We start from the raw sequence: 20866 nt of genomic DNA on the forward strand, positions 1-20866 counted from the left end.
CGGGCCGGGTTGGCCGATGTCAAAGGTGACGGACCGGAGGAGCTTCCACATGCGCGCGATCGTCGTCGAGGGCCCGGGCGGCCCGGAGGTACTGACCCCCGCCGAGCGCGAGGACCCGGTGGCCGGTCCCGGCGAGGTCCTCATCGACATCGCGGCGAGCGGCGTCAACTTCATCGACATCTACTTCCGCACCGGCGCCTACCCGCAGCCGACGCCGTACGTCCCGGGCGTCGAGGGCGCGGGCACCGTCGCGGCCGTCGGGGACGGCGTGACCGGGTTCACGGCCGGTGACCGCGTGGCGTGGTCGAACGTGCCGGGCTCGTACGCCGAGCGGGTCGCCGCCCCCGCCGACCAGATCGTCCCGGTGCCGGCCGGGGTGGGCCTGGAGGACGCGGCCGCCGCCATGCTCCAGGGCATGACCGCCCACTACCTGACCCGTTCGACCTACGAGATCAAGGCGGGCGACACGATCCTCGTGCACGCCGCCGCCGGCGGCATGGGGCTCCTGCTCACCCAGCTCGGCAAGCTCTTCGGCGCCCGCGTCATCGGCACCGTCTCCACCCCCGAGAAGGAGAAGCTCGCGCGCGACGCCGGGGCCGACGAGGTGCTCGGCTACGACGGCTTCGCCGACGAGGTGCGGCGGCTGACCGGCGGCGAGGGCGTGGACGTGGTCTATGACGGCGTCGGGGCCGCCACGTTCGACGGCAGCCTCGCCAGCGTCCGGCGCCGCGGCCTGCTCGCGCTGTACGGGGCGGCCAGCGGCAAGGTCGAGCCGTTCGACCCGCAACGCCTCAACGCCGCGGGCGCCGTCTACCTCACCCGGCCCTCCCTCGGGCACTACACGGCCACCCGGGAGGAGCTCCTCCAGCGGGCCGGCGAGGTGTACGGGTGGGTCGCGGCGGGCGAGCTGCGGCTGCACATCGGGCGCCGCTACGACCTCGCCGACGCCCGTACGGCGCACGAGGACCTGGCCGGCCGCCGTACCACCGGGAAGCTGATCCTGACGCCATAAGGGGGGCGCTAGGGTGTGCTTTCAACACGAACCCCCGCACCCTCGACGTCCCAGACCCTCCAGGATCACGATGACCACGCACGCAGGAGAGAACTTCGACTCCCTCCAGCCGGACGATCCCCGGGAGCTCGGCCCGTACCGGCTGCTCGCCCGGCTCGGCCGGGGCGGCATGGGGACGGTCCTCCTGGGCGAGGACCCGTCCGGCCGCCGTGTCGCGGTCAAGGTCATCAACCGTGAGCTGGCCGGCGAGACGGCGTTCCGGGAGCGGTTCCGGCGCGAGGTGACGGCGGCGCGCCAGGTGCGGCGGTTCTGCACCGCGCCGGTGATCGGCGCCGAGCTCGACCGGGACCCGCTGTACGTGGTCACCGAGTTCATCGAGGGGCCGAGCCTGGACCGGGCCGTCGCCGATCGCGGCGCGCTGCCCGGCTCCGACCTGGAGGGCCTCGCCGTCGGCGTCGCCACCGCGCTGGCCGCCATCCACGGCGCCGGGATCGTGCACCGCGATCTCAAGCCCGCCAACGTGCTGCTGTCCTCGACCGGCCCGCGCGTGATCGACTTCGGCATCGCGCGGGCCCTGGACGCCGCCGAGGGCCCGACCCGCACCGGGCAGCTCGTCGGCACCCCCAACTACCTGCCGCCCGAGCTGCTGCGCGGCGAGCCGATCACCCCCGCCTCCGACGTGTTCTCCTGGGGCTGCGTGGTCGGGTTCGCGGGCACCGGCAAGGCCCCGTTCACCGGCGCCACCCTGCCGGAGATCTTCTACCGGGTGGCGCACGAGGAGCCGGTGCTCGACGGGCTCGACCCCGGGCTGCGCGACCTCGTGACCGCCGCGCTCGACAAGGATCCGCGCAAGCGGCCGACCGTGCGGGAGTCGCTGGGCCGGCTGGTCGGCCACTCCGACGTCAGCCCGGCCCGGCTCGCCGAGACCGTCCAGGCGTCGTGGCACGGGCCGCAGCCCACCGGGCCCACCTGGGTCGCCCCGCCACGGACGCTGGTGGCCCCCGGCACCGAGACCACCCGCCGCGACGCGCCGCAGGGCTTCACGCCGCCACCGCCACCGTCCGTCCACCGGACGCCGCCACCGCGGCCCTCGGGCGGCGAAGGTCCGGGCAACGGTGTGCTGGACAGTGGCGTCCCGCGCAAGCCGCTGATCATCGGTGCCGCCGTCCTCGCGGGGGTCCTGGTCGCGGTCCTGGGCGTCCGGGCGCTGCTCGGCCCGGGCGGCCCGCCGGACAAGCTCGCCTCGGCGTACAGCGACACCTTCGTCAGCCCCCAGTCCGGCTGGGGCGGCGGCACCTTCACCGGCCAGTACGGCTACAAGGACGGCAGGTTCCGGATGGAGGCCGACTCGATCACGCCGTTCCGGGGCCGCTGGTCGCCCAAGGAGAGCAAGGACATGCCCTCCCGGGTGCTGGTCACGGCCATGGTCACGCTGCCCCAGGGTTCCGACGACGCCCAGGCCGGGCTCTCCTGCCGGGCGAACGACGACGGCAAGAGGCAGTACGTCTTCAAGGTCCGCAAGGACGGCAAGGGCGCGCTGCTGGTCAAGACCGCCGGCGACCAGGGCACCAAGAACCTGGCCACGCCCGACGAGGTGCCCGGGTTCAAGGGGAAGGGCGCCGCCGACAAGCTGCAGATCGCCTGCGAGGAGCAGGACAAGGGCAAGAAGGTGCGCCTGCGGCTCTGGGTCAACGGTGAGCAGGTCATCGACACGACCGACGGCGACCAGCCGCTGGCCAACGGCCGGGCCGGGCTGGACGTCACGGTCGGCGGCAACACCGCGACCAAGGCCGTCGGCGACTTCGACGACTTCGACATCTCCAAGATCGTCGACTGACGGTCACCCGGGCAGATAGCCGGTCATCCAGCGGGTGAGCTCGGCGAACACCTCGTCGCGGGCGGGCTTGGGCGACAGCACGAGATCGTGCAGGCCGCCGTCGATCCGGACGAGGGTGACGTGCCGCCCCAGCCGCGGCGCCCAGCGCGCCATGTGCGCGACGTCCAGCACCGCGTCGGCGCTCGACAGGTCGGCCACGGCGAGCTTGGGCGTGGGCCGGACGCTGCGCGCGGAGGCCATCACCAGCACCGGGACGTCGATGTCGAGCCCGGCGTGCAGGCGCAGCTGGCCGCGGCGGATGGCCGCCAGCCACGCCACCCGGACGGGGAAGCCGAGCAGCGGCTTCCAGGCCAGGTCGAAGTCCCACTCGCCGTCATGATCGCGGTGCAGGCTGCGCGTGTACCGGTCCGAGACCGCCGCGGGCAGCTTGGCCTGCGGGAACGGGCGGCGCAGCGCCCGCGCGAGCCCGGCGCCCACCTTGCGCATGACCAGCGGCTCGGCGATGTCGAGGAACGGGCTGTTGAGGAAGATCCCGTCGACCAGCCCCTCGCCCCGCACCCGGTCCGCCCAGAGGGCCGCGACCAGGCCGCCGGTCGAGTGCCCGTTGAGCAGGAGCACGTCGTGCCCGTCCTCCTCGCGGACGATCCGTACGGCCTCGTCGATCTCCGGGTAGTAGTCGGACAGGCTCTGGACGAAGTTGGGCGTCTGGTGCGGCCGCAGTGACCGACCGTACTTGCGCAGATCCAGAGCGTAGAAGTCGAAGCCGCGCTCAACGTAGAAGTCGGCCAGGTGGGCCTGGAAGAAGTAGTCGACGAACCCGTGCACGTAGAGGACGGCGCGCCGCGACGGCTCGTCCCCGGGGCACCTGCGCCGTACGAGGGTGGCCACGACCTCGCCCTCGGCGTCGTTACCGAGAGGTAGCTCGATGGCCTCGTACCCTGGTCCGAGGATGTCCTCCGTCGCTTTCATGGCGGTCAGCGTACGGGCTTCCGGAACGCGGTTGAATGGACGGGCGTCCTACTGGAAGCGGTATCTTCACAAAGCCCCAGGAATCGTGTCAGGAGCCTTTGATGTCCCCCGAGCCCTTGCGATCAGCCGACCCCACCCGGCTCGGGTCGTACCGCATCACCGCCCGGCTCGGGCGCGGCGGCATGGGGACGGTCTACCTGGGCGAGAGCGCGGACGGGCGCAAGGTCGCCGTGAAGGTGATCAACGCCGAGCTGGCCGACGACCCCGCGTTCCACGAGCGGTTCCGGCGCGAGGTCACCGCCGCCCGGCAGGTCCGCCGGTTCTCCACCGCGGCCGTCCTGGACGCCCAGCTCGACGGCGAACCGCTGTACGTGGTGACCGAGTACGTCGACGGGCCGTCGCTCGGCGAGGCCGTCGAGGAGAACGGGCCGATGCACGGCGGCGCGCTGGAGGGCCTGGCCGTCGGCATCGCGACCGCGCTCAGCTCCATCCACGGCGCCGGCATCGTGCACCGCGACCTGAAGCCGTCCAACGTCCTGCTGTCCTCGACCGGCCCGCGCGTGATCGACTTCGGCATCGCGCGCGCCCTGGACGCCGTGGACGGCCCCACCCGGACGGGCCAGTTCGTGGGCACGCCCGCCTACATCGCTCCCGAGCTCATGCGCGGCGAGGACGTCAGCCCGGCCGCCGACGTCTGGGCCTGGGCCTGCGTGGTCGCGTACGCGGGCACCGGGCGCGCGCCGTTCGCGGGCACCACCATCATGCAGACCCTCTACCGGGTGGCGAACGAACCGCCCCTGCTCGACGGCCTCGATCCCGACCTGCACGAGCTGGTGGCCGCCGCGCTCGACAAGGACCCGGCCCGCCGCCCGTCCACGCGGGACGTCCTGGCGAGCCTCGTCGGCCACGCCGACCCCAACCCCGGCCAGCTCGCGGACACGCTGCAGGCCTCCTGGCCGCAGCACGCACCGCCGCCCCAGGGCGCCGCCCGGGACGGCAGGACCCAGGCCGACATCCACATGCCGCCGACGCCCGGCCCGCCGCCCCGCCCGCCGCTCGGCCCGCCGCCGGCACCCGCCGAGCCCATGGCGGCCACGCGGGCGGCGAACTGGAGCCCGCCTCCACCGACGCTCCCGCCGCGGGCCGGCCTGCCTCCGGTCCACCACCCCCGGCGCTCGAAGCGCAAGGCGTACCTCGCGATGGCCGGCGGCACCCCCGCGGTCGTCGGCGCCCTCGTCCTGGCGATCATCCTCTCCCCCTGGGACTCCTCCAACGGTTCGTCGGACGGCTCGACACCCGATCCCGTGCGGGCCGGCGGCTCGAAGACCAGCGGTGCGCAGACGGGCGGCTCGCGGTCCGATCCGCTCAAGGCGGGCGAGGCGATCGTCGAACGCCAGCGGTTCGACGACGGCGCGCCGGGCTGGGGGACCACTCCCCCGGGCTGCGGGCAGGTGGTCGACAACGCGTTCCGCATCGGGGCCGTGCTCGCCGAGGACGGCAAGTACTGCACCGTGCCCGGGCAGCAGGTCAGGACGTCCAGCCGCTACCTGCACGACGTGAAGATCAAGCTCCAGTCCGGGCCGGCGAACAAGCGGTGGGAGGCGGGGCTGCTCCTGGCCGGCGACGGCACCCGGGGGTACGCCGTCGTGATGGGGCCGGACGGCAAGGTGAGCATCCGCAAGCAACTCCCCGGCAAGCCCGGCGACAGCCTGCGGGTCGCCGACGTCGAGGACTTCGAGGTGGACGACTTCAACCGGCTCCAGGTCCTGCTCGACCTCAGCGGGACCGGCACGACGATCAAGGTCTGGGCCAACGAGAAGCCGGCGTTCAGCTACACCGACACCAGCGCGCCGCTGAAGACGGGCAGCACCTCCCTGCTGGTGCACCGGCCCAGGATCTCCGCGCAGAACACCGACGCGACGGCGTTCTTCGACGACTTCTCGCTCTCCGAGCCCAGGGAGTAGCCCCGAGGGGGGACAGACTCCCGCTACGTCTCCCCCGACGCCGTCTTCAAGTTCCTGGTCAACTACCCGGCCCTGAAGGGCCGGGCTTGCAGCTCGTGACTGTCCCTGACGATGGGGGGCGGTGACACGGCCGCATGGGGCGTGTTGACATGCACCCACGCTCGCCGTGCGCGTGTTCGCACGTTCACGGCGGCGATGTGATCGGCCGGGCCAGCAAGCCCGCACACCCCGCAACGGAAGCCGTCCCGGCAGGGACGGTTCTTGCGAGAGACACGATTCCGCGTCCGGTGCGTTCGGCATCGGCCACCACCGTCTTGGCGATCCGGTGGTTGATGTGGGTGGCGTGCCGCGCCTCCCTGCGCGCACGTGCCTTGAGTTTGCGTTTGGCGGACTTGGTGCCCTTGGCCTGCAGCTCGGCCCGCACCTTGGCCATCCGGCGCCGGTACTTGGCCAGCGCCCGCAGCTGATCGCCTCGGTCGTGAGCCTGCTCGCCGTCGCGGCGATCTACCCGCTGCGCCGGCGCTTCGGCAGGACCCCGCCGGTCACCGGCGAGATCTCCCCGCGCCGCGGCTGAACGTGGATCTTCCCTGGCGCATCTCATGATGGTGGGAGGGAAGATGCCAACGACCCCGGTCCGGCCGAACGATCCTGAACGGCTCGGGCGCTACACCATCACCGGCAGGCTCGGACGCGGCGGGATGGGCACGGTCTATCTCGGCCTCGACGAGTCGGGCCGCCGGGTGGCCATCAAGGTCATCAACCAGGAGCTGTCCGACGACGCCGCGTTCAACGAGCGGTTCCGGCGCGAGGTGACGGCCGCGCGCCAGGTGCGGCGCTTCTGCACGGCCGCCGTCCTGGACGCGCGGCTGATCGGCGAGCCGCTGTACGTGGTGACCGAGTACGTCGACGGGCCCACGCTCGAACAGGCCATCCGTACCGAGGGCCCCATGAGCGAAGGCGCGCTGGAGGGGCTGGCCGTCAACATCGCGACCGCGCTGGGGGCCATCCACGGCGCCGGGATCGTGCACCGCGACCTGAAGCCGTCCAACGTGCTGCTGTCCTCGACCGGCCCGCGCGTGATCGACTTCGGCATCGCCCGCGCCCTGGACGCGCTCGCGGGCGGGCTGACGCGGACGGGCCAGTTCGTCGGCACCCCCTCCTACATCGCGCCCGAGCTCATGCGGGGCGGCGCGCTGACCTCGGCGGCCGACGTGTTCTCGTGGGGCTGCGTCGTGACCTACGCGGGCACCGGGCACGCCCCGTTCAGCGGCGGGACCATCCCGGAGATCATCCACCGGGTCGTCAACGAGCCCCCGGCCGTGGAGGGCCTCGATCCGGATCTGCGCGACCTCGTCGTGCGCGCCCTCGACAAGGACCCGGCCCGCCGTCCGGACGCCGCCGAGCTGGTCCGCGAGCTGACCGCCGGGCCGCCGGTGACCGCCGGGCCGCCGGTGACCGCGCCACCGGCCGCCCTCGCCGCGGAGCCGTCGACCAGCCCTGATGTCGTGCCCCCGGACTCCTTCCCCGCGCCAACGGTCGCCGCGCCGCGCCCCGAGCCGACATCGCCCACCGCACCGGCACCGCCGGGCAGCCGGAAGCATCGCCGGACGCTCGCGATCGGGGCCGCGGCACTGGTGGCGGCGCTCGCGGCCACCGCGCTGGCGATCACACAGCCGTGGCGGTCGGACGGCGGCTCGCCGTCGAACTCCGACGGCCCCCCGGCGGCGGGGGCGACCGTCGTGCGCGACGACTTCGCCGACACCTCGACGGGATGGCCGAACGGCTCGGGCGACTGCGCGGGCTACCGCGACGGCACGTTCCTCCTGGACATCCTCGCCCAGGCCGGCAGCACCGAGACGTGCACCGCGTCCACGAAGGCCACCGTGCCGCAACGCTCGCTCGTGGACGTGCGCGTGAAGCTCAACTCCGTCCAGACCACCGCCAACTGGGCGGCGGGCGTGCACCTGCTCAACACCAACGACGACCGGTACGACGTCGTGCTGCGGCCGGACGGCACGGCGCGGCTGGAGAAGCTCGTCGGCGGGCAGGGCACCGAGCTCGCCACCGCGAAGGTCCCCGGCTTCAAGGCGGGCGACTACAACCGGCTCCATGCCGAGCTGGACCTGCGCGGCGGCGCGACCCGCATCGCCGCCTGGGTGAACGGGCGCAAGGCCTTCGAACGCACCGACAACGCCAAGCCGCTCCGTCAGGGCACGACCGGGCTGGTCCTCTTCGACGCCGGTGCCAAGGAACGCGTCGCCGCCACGTTCGACGACTTCACGCTCAGCCAGGTCGGCGGATAGTCACCCGCCCGATCAGTCACCCGCCCGCTTCGAGGTCGCCTTCCAGCTGGAGGTAGGTCTCCCGGAGACGGTCGAGGACGCCCGGATCCGGCTCGGCCCAGAGCGCGCGGTCGGCGGCCTCCAGGAGCCGTTCGGTGATCCCGCGGAGCGCCCACGGGTTGGACTGCTCCATGAACGCGCGGGTCTCTTCGTCGAAGACGTACTCCTTGGCGAGCGACTCGTACATCCAGTCGTCCACCACCCCGGCGGTCGCGTCGTACCCGAACAGGTAGTCCACGGTCGCGGCGAGCTCGAACGCGCCCTTGTAGCCGTGCCGCCGCATCGCCGCGATCCAGCGCGGGTTGACCACCCGGGCACGGAAGACCCGGTGGGTCTCCTCGGCCAGCGTGCGGGTCCGCACCTGCTCGGGAAGCGCCGAATCCCCTACGTACGCGGCCGGGTCACGGCCGGTCAGCGTACGGACCATGGCCACCATGCCGCCGTGGTATTGGAAGTAGTCGTCGGAGTCGACGATGTCGTGCTCGCGGGTGTCCTGGTTCTTGGCGGCGACCGAGATGCGCCGGAACGAGGCCTCCATGTCCGGCCGCGCCTCCCGCCCGTCGAGCCCGCGCCCGTAGGCGTAGCCGCCCCATACCGCGTAGACCTCGGCGAGGTCGCGGTCGTCGCGCCAGTTCCGGGCGTCGATCAGCGGCAGCAGGCCCGCGCCGTACGCGCCCGGCTTGGAGCCGAAGATCCGCGTGGTGGCGCGCCGCCAGTCGCCGTGCGCCGCCCGGTCCTCCAGGGCGTGCCTCCGCAGGAAGTTGCGGTCGGCAGGCTCGTCCAGCTCGGCGACGGCCCGGATCGCGTCGTCGATGAGCCCGATGACGTGCGGGAACGCGTCGCGGAAGAACCCGGAGATCCGCAATGTCACGTCGATGCGCGGCCGCCCCAGCTCGTCCGGCGGCAGGATCTCGAAGCCCGTCACCCGCCGCGACGCGTCGTCCCACACCGGCCGGCAGCCGATGAGCGCCAGCACCTCCGCGATGTCGTCGCCCTGCGTGCGCATCGCCGACGTGCCCCAGACCGTCAGCCCGACGCTCGACGGGTAGTCGCCCATGTCGGCCAGGTGCCGTTCGATGAGCGAGTCGGCGAGCGCGACGCCCACGTCCCAGGAGTTGCGCGACGGGATCGCCTTGGGGTCGACCGAGTAGAAGTTGCGTCCAGTCGGCAGCACGTTCACCAGGCCGCGCGTCGGCGAGCCCGACGGCCCGGCCGGCACGTACCCGCCGTCCAGGGCATGCAGCACGGCCCCGATCTCGTCGTCCGTCGCGTTCAGCCGCGGCACGACCTCCACCGCGCCGAACTCCAGCAACCTCAGGACGTCAGGCACCTCGCGGCCGAGCACCTCCGCACAGACCGCCTTGGCCTCCGCCAGGTCCCAGCCGCACCGCTCCATCCCCTCGACGAGCCGGCGCGCCACCGCCTCCAACAGGTCGACGGCATCCGAGGCCGTACGAGCGGGACCGTCGGCGAGCTCCGTCAGCCCGCCAGGATCTACCTCCGCCCCAGGGTTCGCGAGGAGGACCTTCTCGTCCAGGCCGTGCATCCCAGCGAGGACGGCACGCAAACCCGGCAGCGCCCCCGCGACACCACCCCACACCTGCGAGGCGCGCAGCACGGCCAGGACCAGGTTGACCCGCGCCTCGCCCGCCGGCGCCTGGCCGAGAATGTGCAGGCCGTCGCGGATCTGCACGTCCTTGATCTCGCACAGGTAGCCGTCGAGGTGCATGACGAAGTCGTCGAACTCGTCTTCGCCCGGCATGTCCTCCTGATGGAGGTCGTGATGCAGCTGGGCGGCCTGGATCAGCGTCCAGATCTGCGCCCGCACCGTCGGCAGCTTGGCGGGGTCGAGGTCCTTGACTGTCGCGTACTCGTCGAGGAGCTGCTCCAGCTTGGCCAGATCACCATAGGTGTCGGCACGCGCCATCGGCGGCACCAGGTGATCGACGACCGTGGCGTGCCCGCGCCGCTTGGCCTGCGTCCCCTCACCCGGGTCGTTCACGATGAACGGGTAGACCAGCGGCAGATCGCCCAGCACACCGTCGGGCGCGCATCCGCCCGACAGCCCGAGCCCCTTGCCCGGCAGCCACTCCAGCGTGCCGTGCTTGCCCAGGTGCACGACGGCGTCCGCGCCGAACTCCCGGTCCAGCCACCGGTAGGCCGCCAGATAGTGGTGCGACGGCGGCAGATCGGGATCGTGGTAGATCGCGATCGGATTCTCGCCGAAGCCCCGCGGCGGCTGGATCATCAAGACGACGTTCCCGAACCTGAGAGAGGCTAGGACGATGTCGTCGCCGTCCACGTAGAGCTCGCCGGGCGGGTCGCCCCAGTGCCGCCGCACCCCCTCCCGCAAGGACTCCGGCACCTCCGCGAACCACGCCTCGTACGCCGCCAGCGAGGTGCGCGCCGGGGCCTGCCGCAACTGGTCCTCGGTGAGCCACTCCACATCGTGCCCACCGGCCGCGATCAGCGCATGGATCAGCGCGTCCCCGTTGTCGGCGTCGGCCCACAGAGAGGCGTCGTCGCCCAGCCGGTATCCCGCCTCCGCCATCTGCCGCAACATCCGTACGGCGGAGGTGGGCGTGTCGAGCCCGACCGCGTTGCCGACGCGGGAGTGCTTGGTCGGGTAGGACGACAGCACCAGCGCGACCTTCTTCTCCGCGTTCGGGACATGCCGCAGCCGCGCGTGCCGGACGGCGATCCCCGCCACCCGCGCCGCCCGTTCGGGATCCGCCACGTACACGGGGATCCCGTCGCGCCCCTCCTCCTTGAACGAGAACGGCACCGAGATCAGCCGCCCGTCGAACTCGGGGATCGCGACCTGCATGGCCGCGTCCATCGGCGACAGCGCCGCGTCCGACTCCTCCCAGGCCGCCCGCGAAGAGGTCAGGCACAGCCCCTGGATCACCGGGACGTCCAGGCCGGCGAGCGCTCCCGCGTCCCACCCGTCCTCCGCCGACCCGCCCGCCGCCAGCACGGTGGTGATCAGCGCGTCCGCCCCGCCCAGCAGTTCCAGCAGGCCTTCGTCCACACCCCGCAACGATCCGCAGAAGACGGGCAGCGCGTTCGCCCCGTGCGCCTCGATCTGCTCGCACAACGAGTCGATGAACGCCGTATTGCCCGACAGCTCATGGGCCCGGTAGAAGACAACGCCGACGGTGGGCCGCCCAGACTCCACCCCGTAACGCCCGTGAACCCCGTACGACGGCATGGAGACCGGCGGCGCGAACCCCTCACCCGTCAAAAGCACCGTGTCGGACAGGAAACGTGCCAGCTCCCGCAGGTTGGCGACCCCGCCCTCCCGCAGGTAATCCAGGGCCTCCGCCGCCACCCCCGCCGGAACGGTCGACAACGCCATCAACTCAGCGTCCGGGTCGGCCTCGCCCCCGAGGAAGACGACCGGCAGCCCACTGCCACGCAGCCGTTCCACGCCCTCCGGCCAGGTCTTGCGCCCGCCCAGCAACCGGACGACCACCAGATCGACGCCCTCCAGATCGGGCTCGTCGACCCGCACCGGATTGGCGGTCGCGAACCCCGCGTCGGCCGCGGCGAGGAGCTCGGTGTCGGCGGTGGACAGCAGCAGGGCACGCATCGGCAAGCCTCCTCCGGGGTCCGCGCCCCGGCTAGGGGAAGGTACGCGCCGGCCGGGAGTCTCCTGGCTCCCGGATCACCACCGCGCCCCCGGCCTTCCAGCGTCACCGCCGTGGCCGTGCGTGGGGGCGGGCTCCCCGGTCACAGTTGCGGGACAGCCCCGGATTTGGCGGAGCCGAACAAAGTCGGCACGGCCGCACCGGGTTCCTCCCTCACCGTCGCGCGCTCAGTCTACGTCGGCGAGGGTCGGTACGCGGCGGCCGCGCAGGCCCGGGATCCAGCGGGGGAACGTCTCGCCCCACGTGGCGACCAGCCCGACCGCGGTGAACGCCAGGAGTTCCGAGACGAGCGAGAGCAGCACCACGTACACCTCGCCGGGCAGCCACGACGGAAGGTCTCCGTCGCCCTGGTCGCCCTCGCCGATCGGCAGGTGGAAGGTGCCGATGGCGATCCGCCAGACGCTGGACGGGAGGACGGTGAGGGGCACGGCCAGCGCGGCGGTCCAGGCCCAGTTCGGTACGCCGTCGGCGCGGACGTGGGCGGCGGCCCAGGCGGAACGGAGCCGGCCCGGAGCAGGTGTTTCGGTCATGCCCACCACGATCGTCGGCCCGCGCGGTGAGATGATCACCCGCGCGGGCCGGTGCGTTCCCCCGTGCGGGTGAACGGGCGTGTGGCGGTCCAGAGGCGGGTGCCGCCGCGGCGGTCGAGCCGGCGCAGGAACGACAGGACCCCTGCGGTGCCCGTGCCCCAGGTGAAGCCCTGGGTGTCGAGATCGTTCCCGGGGAAGATCGGCTTTCCGGCCGGTCCTCCACTGCGGACGAGCATCAACTCGGCGATCTCTTCCGCACTCTGCCAGTACGCGTCGTTCCCGGTCGTCATGGCGGTGTCGATGAGCGCCTCGCCCATCCCTGCCAGCCCGCAGCACTGCGAGGTCACCCAGGCTCCGGGCGCGACCGTGAGGCAGGCGCGGGCGCCGCGTTCGGCGAGCGACAGGTACGTCTCGTCGTCGTACGCGCGGGCCGCGTGGAGCAGGGCGCTGACGATCCCCGACATTCCCTGGCACCAGGACGCGCCCATCGGGCGGGCCTCCGGGCCGTCCAGGTCGCCGATCAGCGAAGCGGCCGCCTTGGCGAGCGCGGCGAAACGTTCCTCGGCCGCCGTTCCGGCCGCGACGTCGCCGGTGGCCTCGTGGTAGGCGAGCAGGAAGTCGGCAACGCCCGCCGCGCCGTGGGCGAACGCGGTGTCCACGGCGACGCCGGATCCGGGCTGCTCGATCGCCACCGATTCGTCGGGCTCGGCCACCTCCCCGGCGATCAGCCGCCGGGCGCACTCGGCGGCCAGGTCCAGATGGGCGGGATCGTCGGGGACCTGGGCAGCGAGGACCAGGTGGCCGGTGCCGATGCCCGCGAGCCCGTGCGCCTGATCGGCGCGTTCGTTCCCGGTCAGCCGGACGGGCGCCACGGCGGCCACCTGGCTCGCGGCCAGGAAGATCGCCGTGCCGGTGCGGCCGAAGTAGAGGGCCGCGGGAAGGGCGGCGGGCGGCGTGTTCTCCACCGTCCAGCGGGCGAGGTCGGCGCCGATCGCCTGGCCTTCCGCGTGCTGGAGCAGCTCCATGCCGACCCCCGCCGTGCCCGCGTACACGTTGGTGACGGGCGGGCTCGACCGGCGCTCGGCCGGGGTGTCCATCGTCTTTTCCGCGAAGAGCACGCACTCGCGGGTGGTGTGCTTGAGGACGGCCGCCAGCAGGCTCCCGGTCAGCCTCGGCGGGCTCGGCCGCGGCGTCGATGCCGGTGGCTCTGATCGAACGTGGTGACCGGCGCGGATGTCGGCGGCGGCCTGCGTGCGTTCCGCCGGATCCAGGCTGAGCAGCCGGGGCAGGAGGCCGATCGTGCCGGTCTCGACGCCGGGGAACATCCGGTCCAGGCAGTGCAGGGTCCGCTCGACGCCGCGCTCCGGATCGGGGTCGATGATGACCGGGTTCATGCCCGTGGCCGCGAAGAAGAGGGTGGCTCCCAGCGAGAAGTGGTCGTCGGCAGGCGTCGACGGACGATCCGTCCGCTGGTCCGGAACGGAGTAGCCGCGGCTCCACCCGTACAGCTGGAGTCCCTCGTACCGGCCGGTGCCGAAGTCGATCAGCGTGCAGCGGCCGTCCTCGTCGAACGTCCCGCCCTCCTCGCCGAACACGACGTTCTTGGGCGACAGGTCCCGGACGACCACGCCGCGCGCGTGCACGTCGTCCAGCACGGTCAGCAACCGGGTCGCCAGCGCGCCCAGATCACGGTGCGGTGGCGTGCCGGGCGCCTGGGAGAACGTGCCGTGCTCGCCCACATGGCGGTTGAGGTCGGTCGTGCCCGCGTCGGTCATGACCAGGAACTCGTCCTCGCCGTGCCGGAAGTGGTCGATCGCCTCCGGCACGCCGGCCACCCCGGCCAGCGCCCGCAGGATCCGCAGCTCGTTGCGCAGATACATCCGCAGGTCGGTGCCGTCGGGCCCCTCGCCCACGTAGGCGCGGGCCTCCTTGACCACGACCGGGCGCCCGTCCGGCGCGGCGGCCCGGTAGACGTTCCCGCGCGGCCCGCGCATGACGCCCGTCGTGACGCGATAGCGCCCGCCGATCAGCCGCGCCCGGTCCGTCACCGCCGCCGTGCCGCTCGCCGTGCGGCCGGATGCGGGCTCGTTCGTCGCCGGCGGGTCGGGGCGGAACGGGTCGGTGGCCCAGGGCGGGCAGCTGTACTCGTTGCCGGCGGCGCCCGGCAGGCGCTCGCCATCGGGTCCGACGACGACCAGCTCGAAGTCGCCGTTGTCGTCCACCTTGTACTGCGGGGCGAACGGCGCGTAGCGGTAGTAGACGGGGGCGTCGGGACGGACGCGCCGGTCGCTGACGACGCGCGGGGCGGCCAGGCCGGTGAGCGCGGCGGCGAGGGCGTGGCCGAGCTCGGCGACCGAGCTCTGGGGCGGATAGACGGTGATGGCCTTGCCGACCGCGCCCGCGTCGAGGTCGCCGGAGTTGAGCTCCCGGAGCAGGTCCGCGGACCGGGCCACCTTGAAGTCGCAGGACGTGGCGAGCAGGAGGGGAAGTGCCCGTTCGAGGGTGTCGCGGAGGGTGCCGGGACGCGCGGAGACGTGCAGTTTCCAGCCCTGGAGGGGAAGCTCGAAGCCCGGGTCGTGCACACCGATCCAGGTGTCGTCCGACTCTATTTCCCTACCGTTCTTGTCGGCTATCCGGGTGAGCAGGTCAAGGACGGAAGTATCCAATGTGTTTCCCTCGGTCGCGGCGAACGCGGCGAACGCGGTACGGGCACCGCGAATGGCGAGGAAAGGCCATCGAAGCACGTCGATGGCCTTTCCCGACGCATGCTTCAACACGGCCGAGCCATTACCGGGAGCTAGGCCGAGGCGTGCGTTATCGCCTGATCAGACGATGGAGGGACAGCAGGGGTAGCGCGTGCACACCGTGCGCTTGCAGGTGTTCACGCAGGCCTGCGGGCCGTGGAGCAGCTCCATGAGCTCCATCTCGAAGTCGACGTCGAGGCTCTCCGGGTCGAGGACACCGGCGTCTCTGGGCTCCAGGGCGAGCACGGACATGGGGGCTCCTTCCTTGACCGCCGTTCCGGCGGCCGCTTGGGGATCTGAGCCGGGGAGCGCGCCTTGTAAGCGCCGTTTCCCGCGTCGGACCACTGCCGGAGCCGCACTCGGGCGACCACCGGAGATGATCAAACGGACGCATTATGAGCAGACGATGACCGGGCTGTCCAGACATCGGTTCACCGGCTGTCAGATACCGTCCGGACATCCGGGAAAATCTGGAGTCAGGCGTTTACAGCCCACCGAACTTGATCTACATTTGGCCGGGTGATTCCGGACTCGGCAGACTCTTCGGCTGACCGGTCCGGACTCGAAATCACCTATTGGGAAAGCCACGACGAAGAATTGCTCGCGACCGGACTCGGCACGATGGTCCGGCGGCTCCCGGCACTCGCGATGGCGGCGGGCGGGCTGGCGTGGCGGGCGAATCCCCGGGACACCGCGATCGCGCTGGGCGGCAACCTGCTGGCGGGCTTCTTCACCGCGTTCGGCCTGCTCGCGACGTCCGACGTGCTCGCCTCGCTGTTCGCCGCCGGGCCGACGCCCGACCGGGTGCGCGACGCGGTGCCCGGCCTGGTCGTGGTCATGGCGGCGGCCGCGCTGCGCGGCGTCCTGCTGGCCGCCGCGCGGTGGGCCCAGGCACGGCTCAAGCCGCAGGTCGAACGGCACGCCGAGCGGCGGTTGTTCGAGCTCACCACGCGGGTGGAGCTGACGGCGTTCGACGACCACGACTTCCACAACGGCATGCGCCGGGCCCGCGACAACGGAGTGCCCGACACCGCGACCGTCGTGGAGACCACGATCAGCGTGCTCACCGGCGCGGTCGGCGTGGCGGCCCCGGCGGTCGCGCTCGGCCTCCTGCATCCGCTGCTGATGCCGTTGCTGCTGGTCACCGCCCTGCCGGCGGGCTGGGCGGCGGTACGGACGGCGCGGATGCGCTACCAGGCGTTCTACCGGCTCTCGGCGGCCCGCAGGCGCAAGTTCATGCTGTCGGACCTGATGGCCGAGCGGCAGCCCGCCGCCGAGGTCCGCGCGTTCACCCTGCGGGAGTTCCTGCTCGGCGAGTACGACCGGGTCGCCGATCTCGAACAGGACGTCCAGCTCGACGTCGCCCGGCGGCAGGCCGGCGCGGAGGCCGCCGGCGACCTGCTGACCGGCGTCGCGACGGCCGCCGTCTACTGCGCGCTCGGCGGGCTCCTCGCGGCCGGCGTCATCCCGCTGGCCGTGGCGGGCGCCGCCGTGCTGGCGATCAGGACCGGCCAGGCGTCGCTCACCACGATGATCCAGAACATGAACCGGCTGTACGAGTCGGGCCTCTACTTCGGCGACTACCTGGCCTTCTGCGACCTCGCGGCCACCCGCATCCCGCCCTCTCCCACCGCCGTCGCGCCGCCCGAGGGCTTCACCCGGCTGACCGCCGACCGCGTCTCGTTCACCTATCCGGGCGCGGACCGGCCCGCCCTGACGGAGGTCAGCGCCACCGTCGAACGGGGCGAGGTCGTCGCGCTCGTCGGCGAGAACGGCTCGGGCAAGACGACGCTGGCCAAGCTGCTCGCCGGGCTCTACCACCCCGATTCCGGGACGGTCCGCTGGGACGGCGCCGACCTCGCCACGATCGACGGCGACGCGCTGCGCGAGCGGATCTCCGTGATCGCCCAGGACCACACGCGCTGGCCGCTCACGGTGCGGGAGAACATCGTCATGGGGCGGCCGCTCGACGAGGAACGGCTCGTCCACGCCGCCGCCGCGGCGGGCGCCGACCGGGTGATCGACGAGCTCGGCCAGGGGTACGACGCGCTGCTCGACCGCCGGTTCCGGGGCGGCCACGATCTGTCGGGCGGGCAGTGGCAGCGCATCGCGGCGGCCCGCGGCTTCTACCGGGACGCCACGCTGGTCATCTTCGACGAGCCGACGTCGGCGCTGGACGCGCGCGCCGAGCACGCGCTCTTCGACCGGATCCGGCGGCACGCGCACGGCCGCACGGTCGTCCTCATCACGCACCGGCTCGCCAGCGTGCGGTTCGCCGACCGGATCTACGTCCTCGACCACGGCCGGGTCGCCGAGCACGGCACCCACACCGAACTGCTGGCGAGCGGCGGCCTGTACGCCGACCTCTACGAACTCCAGGCCTCGGCCTACCAGAACGCCCCGCAGGAGGCGCTGTGATCGGGTGTGCGGTGGCGGGGCTCGCGGCGGCGGCCTATCCCGCGCTGATCGGCGTGCTGCTGGTCGCCATGGCGGGCAAGGTCCGCGACGTACGGAAGTTCGCCGCGACGATCGGCGGCTACCGCATCATGCCCGGCCGCCTGACCATGTCCGCCGCCGTCGCCGTGCTGGCCACCGAGCTGATCGCCGCCGGGCTCCTGGCCGCGCCCGGCACCCGGCGGTGGGGCGCGCTCCTCGCGACGGCCCTCTTCGCCGCCTTCCTGGGCGCGATGGTGTCGGTCCTGCGGCGCGGCCTGCGGGTCGACTGCGGCTGCTTCGGCTCCGTCAGGCGCTCGAACCCGGTGAGCCGCCGCACCGTGGCCCGGACGAGCCTGTTCCTGATCCTCGCCGTGACGACGATGGCCGCTCCGCCCGCCACGTTCTCGGTCGTCCATCTCGTCCTGTCGGCGCTCGACCTGTGCCTCCTCGGGGCGTTCTACCTCTGTCTCCTCGCGGTGGTCGCCCGCTTGCGCGGCCGCCCCGTTCCGCCGGAGTCCCCGCCGCCCGCCGGCCCGCGTCCCGGCGCGCGGTTCACGGTGACGGCCGCTCCCCTGCGGCGCGCCGGTGACACGAGGCCGACGCTGTACGCGCTGATCTCGCCGGACTGCGGCACCTGCACCGCCATGCTGCCCGCGTTCTCGGCGGCGGCCCCGGCCACGCGCGTCGTCCTGGTGAGCGCCGCCGGGGAACGGCCGGTGCGCGAGCACCTGGCCGCCCACGGCGTCGCGGACCTTCCGCTGGCGATCGACCCGGACGTCTACGAGGCCAACGACATCGCGTGGCCGCCGTTCGTGGTCATCACCGACGTGGAGGGCACGGTCCTGGCAGCGGGCGGCGCCGATACCCCGCAGCGTCTCGACTCGCTCCTCCGCCGCGTCACTTCTTATAGGGGACGAGTTTTTCCCGGAGCTCCCGCATAGTCCCGACCAGCAACTGCTTGAGGAGCTCGCGGCTCTCGGGGTTCGCGCCCGTGTACCGGTCGATGTCGATGATCTGCTTCTTCGTGGCGGTCACCGAGTTGAGCTGGTGGTCCAGCTTGATGTCGCCCATCCAGGGGCTGCGGAACAGGTTCGCCATGTCGGTCTTGAACATGTGGACGAGGTCGTCCGGGTCGGCGATGTAGTTCTTGACCTCGGCGACGAACGTGAGGGTCGCCTTGCTGCCGATCACGGCCTGCTGGAGCACGCTGTCACCGGTCTTGCGGTCGAGGACGATCGTCAGGCTGTGCAGCACGCCGTCCTGGACCGGCTTGAACTTCACGTACTGGAGGTCGGTACCGGCGTGGAAGCCGATGGTGGGACACCCCTGGTAGGCGAGGATGAACACCATCTCGCCCATGAGGACCTCGTCCTTGCTCTCACGGGCCTCGGCGCTGTTCTTGAACTTCGAGATGAGCTGCAACATCGAGTGATCCCCTCAGGACGAGACGGTGGCGGAGATACGGCCGCGCAGGTACTTGGCCAGGGCCTGCCGGACGGCCGCCAGATGTCGCTGCAGCACCGGATACTTGATCGTGTACTGGTCCGCGAAGTAGGGCGCCAGATCCAGCAGCAGCTCGACCTGCACGTACACGTAGCTCGTGGTGAGGTCGGCGTCCACCGTCATCACGCCGGGCTCGCCGACGTCCAGGAAGCCGCTCTTGATCTCGGACTTGAGCGCCTGCCAGACCGTGCGCGCGTCCTGGACCTGCTCGCCGTAGCCCATCTGCACCGACGCGTAGTGGCCGAGCGTCTTCGCCGCCAGCACGTCGCCCGTCAGATGGGTCAGCCGGAAGAGCAGCCGCTGCCTGGTCGGCGGGTGCTCGAACCGCAGATGGTGATGGTTGCCGTCGGAATTGAGGTCGATGAGCACGTTGCCCTCGGCGACCATCGCGGTCACGACGGCGCCGACGAGGAGATCGTCGACCTCCCGCGCGAACCGCTGCTCGTCGAACCGCTGCCAGCTGCGTTTCACCAGCTGCCCGTAGACCTGGTCAAGCTCTTCGCTCACGAACGCCCCTTTTGAGTGCGATATGTCCGATCGGGCACCCTATCGAGGCATGATCGGGCAACGGCCCGAGTTCCCGGGACTTTGGCCGCCTTGCGCCAACCATAGGAGGAGGGGCTTGCGCGGAGCTTGCGCAGGCTCGCGTCAGTCCTTGCGGCCGGTGGTGGCGACCGTGACGCCCACCAGGAAGCCCTGCCCGACGGCCCACCGCCGTCCGCCGTCGGGGCTCGTCTCGGCGAGGGCCTCGGTGAGCGAGCCATGCTCCCGGATGGCCTGGACGCCGAGGTAGACGATGTACGCCGCCCCGATGAGCTTCAGCGCGGTGAACACCGCCACCGACCGTTCGACGATCGAGCCGACGCCGAGGCCCACCGTGCCGATCAGCGCTCCCACCCAGAGCAGCGAGGTGAGGCCGAGCCCAGTGCGCTGAGCAGAACGTAGGTGCTCGGCATCAGAGCACGGTCGGCGAAGCGGCCGCGATCGGGCCGCCGATGAGCATGCCCAGGCCGAGCAGCGTGATGACGAGGGGCACCGCGCCCTTGGAGAAGCCGGTGACGTCGGTCAGCAGCGGCGCGACGTAGGTGACGACGGCCAGGAACGGCGCCCAGCCGAGCGCGGTCATGACCGGCGCCCCCACGACCACGCCGAAGGCATAGCCCGAGACGAGCAGCCCCGCGGTCGGGATCGAGGTGCCGAAATCGGCCGCGAGTTCGGAGAGCAGCCCGGCGATGATGAACTCGGTCGTGCCGATGCCGAAGGCGCCGAGCGCCGGCGCCGGCAGGGCGAGGGGCATGGGATCTCCTGGGGTAAAGTCGTCAGCGTGAACAGGTAATCGGCGCATGCATTAGTTGCACGCGCTCGCTACTTGCACACGCCGACTATATGACTGTGCAACTAAATCGGCAAGGGGCGTGAGCCATGTCACCGTCTGACGCCGTGGAGGCCCGGGCACAGGGCTGGCGCACGCTCGCCGCCCTCCAGCACCGCATCGAGACCCGGATCGAGAAGGCGCTCCAGGCCGGGCACGGCCTGAGCGTCAACGAGTTCTGCGCCCTGCACCACCTGTCCGGCCCGGACGGCCCGTCCACGCGCATGCAGCAGCTCGCCGACATGCTCGTGCTCAGCCAGAGCGCCACCACCCGGCTCGTGACCCGGCTGGAGGAGCGCGGCCTCATCAGCCGCGTCCTCTCCGCGGAGGACCGGCGCGGCATCTACGCCCAGGCGACCGAGAGCGGCCGCAAGCTGCACGACGAGGCTGCCCCCACGCACAACGCCGCGCTGGACGCGGCACTGGCCGAGGCGTCCGGCCTGCCGGAGCTGATCCCGCTGGTGCGCGCCCTGGAGACCCTGAGCGGCCTCAAGGTCTGACGGTCAG

General features: G+C 72.2%; 17 protein-coding genes and 1 riboswitch. Of the genes, 7 read left to right on the forward strand and 10 right to left on the reverse strand.

The genetic code is table 11. The annotated features are described in order from the left end of the window. Positions 1–49: 49 nt before the first annotated feature. Positions 50–1012 (forward strand): quinone oxidoreductase family protein, encoded by a 963-nt coding sequence (locus tag ACGFNU_RS30990; RefSeq protein WP_392599314.1) that lies wholly within the window; start codon positions 50–52, stop codon positions 1010–1012. A gap of 70 nt (positions 1013–1082) precedes the next feature. Beyond that, on the forward strand, positions 1083–2849 hold the full coding sequence (locus ACGFNU_RS30995) for a serine/threonine protein kinase (protein WP_392599316.1): 1767 nt from the start codon (positions 1083–1085) through the stop codon (positions 2847–2849). Positions 2850–2852: 3 nt separating this feature from the next. On the opposite strand, the gene ACGFNU_RS31000 is transcribed toward ACGFNU_RS30995, so the two are convergent. Then, positions 2853–3818 (reverse strand): alpha/beta hydrolase, encoded by a 966-nt coding sequence (locus ACGFNU_RS31000; protein WP_392599317.1) that lies wholly within the window; start codon positions 3816–3818, stop codon positions 2853–2855. A gap of 101 nt (positions 3819–3919) precedes the next feature. Between ACGFNU_RS31000 and ACGFNU_RS31005 the strand changes: the two genes are divergently transcribed. Further along, positions 3920–5782 carry a serine/threonine-protein kinase gene (locus ACGFNU_RS31005; RefSeq protein ID WP_392599318.1) on the forward strand — a complete coding sequence of 621 codons (1863 nt, stop codon included), beginning with the start codon at positions 3920–3922 and terminating at the stop codon, positions 5780–5782. A 184-nt stretch (positions 5783–5966) separates the two neighbouring features. Here ACGFNU_RS31005 and ACGFNU_RS31010 read toward each other — a convergent pair whose 3' ends face one another. Then, positions 5967–6215 (reverse strand): hypothetical protein, encoded by a 249-nt coding sequence (locus ACGFNU_RS31010; protein WP_392599320.1) that lies wholly within the window; start codon positions 6213–6215, stop codon positions 5967–5969. A gap of 184 nt (positions 6216–6399) precedes the next feature. Here ACGFNU_RS31010 and ACGFNU_RS31015 point away from each other — a divergent pair, with 184 nt between their 5' ends. Continuing rightward, complete coding sequence (locus tag ACGFNU_RS31015) at positions 6400–8085, forward strand: serine/threonine-protein kinase (RefSeq protein ID WP_392599322.1); 1686 nt, start codon at positions 6400–6402, stop codon at positions 8083–8085. A gap of 16 nt (positions 8086–8101) precedes the next feature. On the opposite strand, the gene cobN is transcribed toward ACGFNU_RS31015, so the two are convergent. The 4 genes from cobN to ACGFNU_RS31035 form a co-directional block, all read right to left on the reverse strand. Next, the gene (gene cobN / locus ACGFNU_RS31020) at positions 8102–11716 is read right to left on the reverse strand and encodes a cobaltochelatase subunit CobN (RefSeq protein WP_392599324.1); all 3615 of its coding nucleotides are present in this window, start codon (positions 11714–11716) and stop codon (positions 8102–8104) included. 56 nt (positions 11717–11772) lie between these two features. Further along, positions 11773–11930, reverse strand: a riboswitch (cobalamin riboswitch). A gap of 11 nt (positions 11931–11941) precedes the next feature. Next, on the reverse strand, positions 11942–12304 hold the full coding sequence (locus tag ACGFNU_RS31025; RefSeq protein ID WP_392599325.1) for a hypothetical protein: 363 nt from the start codon (positions 12302–12304) through the stop codon (positions 11942–11944). Between the two features lie 35 nt (positions 12305–12339). Beyond that, the gene (lanL, locus tag ACGFNU_RS31030) at positions 12340–15048 is read right to left on the reverse strand and encodes a class IV lanthionine synthetase LanL (protein ID WP_392599327.1); all 2709 of its coding nucleotides are present in this window, start codon (positions 15046–15048) and stop codon (positions 12340–12342) included. A gap of 81 nt (positions 15049–15129) precedes the next feature. Then, entirely contained in the window at positions 15130–15300 is a 171-nt protein-coding gene (locus ACGFNU_RS31035; protein ID WP_392599328.1) for a hypothetical protein, read from the reverse strand. Positions 15301–15645: 345 nt separating this feature from the next. Between ACGFNU_RS31035 and ACGFNU_RS31040 the strand changes: the two genes are divergently transcribed. After that, the gene (locus tag ACGFNU_RS31040) at positions 15646–17466 is read left to right on the forward strand and encodes an ABC transporter ATP-binding protein (protein WP_392599330.1); all 1821 of its coding nucleotides are present in this window, start codon (positions 15646–15648) and stop codon (positions 17464–17466) included. Continuing rightward, positions 17463–18425: a MauE/DoxX family redox-associated membrane protein gene (locus tag ACGFNU_RS31045; RefSeq protein WP_392599332.1), complete on the forward strand. Its 963-nt coding sequence runs from the start codon at positions 17463–17465 to the stop codon at positions 18423–18425. Before ACGFNU_RS31040 ends, ACGFNU_RS31045 begins: the two co-directional genes overlap by 4 nt. Here the strand turns inward: ACGFNU_RS31045 and ACGFNU_RS31050 are convergent. From ACGFNU_RS31050 to ACGFNU_RS31065, 4 genes are all read right to left on the reverse strand, one after another. Next, the gene (locus ACGFNU_RS31050; RefSeq protein WP_392599334.1) at positions 18382–18909 is read right to left on the reverse strand and encodes a hypothetical protein; all 528 of its coding nucleotides are present in this window, start codon (positions 18907–18909) and stop codon (positions 18382–18384) included. The genes ACGFNU_RS31045 and ACGFNU_RS31050 overlap by 44 nt on opposite strands. Positions 18910–18921: 12 nt before the next feature. Further along, on the reverse strand, positions 18922–19494 hold the full coding sequence (locus ACGFNU_RS31055) for a hypothetical protein (RefSeq protein WP_392599336.1): 573 nt from the start codon (positions 19492–19494) through the stop codon (positions 18922–18924). 141 nt (positions 19495–19635) lie between these two features. Beyond that, positions 19636–19884 (reverse strand): LysE family transporter, encoded by a 249-nt coding sequence (locus tag ACGFNU_RS31060; protein ID WP_392599337.1) that lies wholly within the window; start codon positions 19882–19884, stop codon positions 19636–19638. Between the two features lie 58 nt (positions 19885–19942). Then, complete coding sequence (locus ACGFNU_RS31065; RefSeq protein WP_392599339.1) at positions 19943–20284, reverse strand: hypothetical protein; 342 nt, start codon at positions 20282–20284, stop codon at positions 19943–19945. A gap of 125 nt (positions 20285–20409) precedes the next feature. On the opposite strand from ACGFNU_RS31065, the gene ACGFNU_RS31070 reads away from it, so the two are divergent. Next, positions 20410–20859, forward strand: coding sequence for a MarR family winged helix-turn-helix transcriptional regulator (locus ACGFNU_RS31070; RefSeq protein WP_392599341.1), 450 nt, complete (start codon positions 20410–20412; stop codon positions 20857–20859). Positions 20860–20866 lie beyond the last annotated feature (7 nt).

Source organism: Spirillospora sp. NPDC048911 (genome assembly GCF_043198015.1).
Classification (GTDB): domain Bacteria; phylum Actinomycetota; class Actinomycetes; order Streptosporangiales; family Streptosporangiaceae; genus Spirillospora.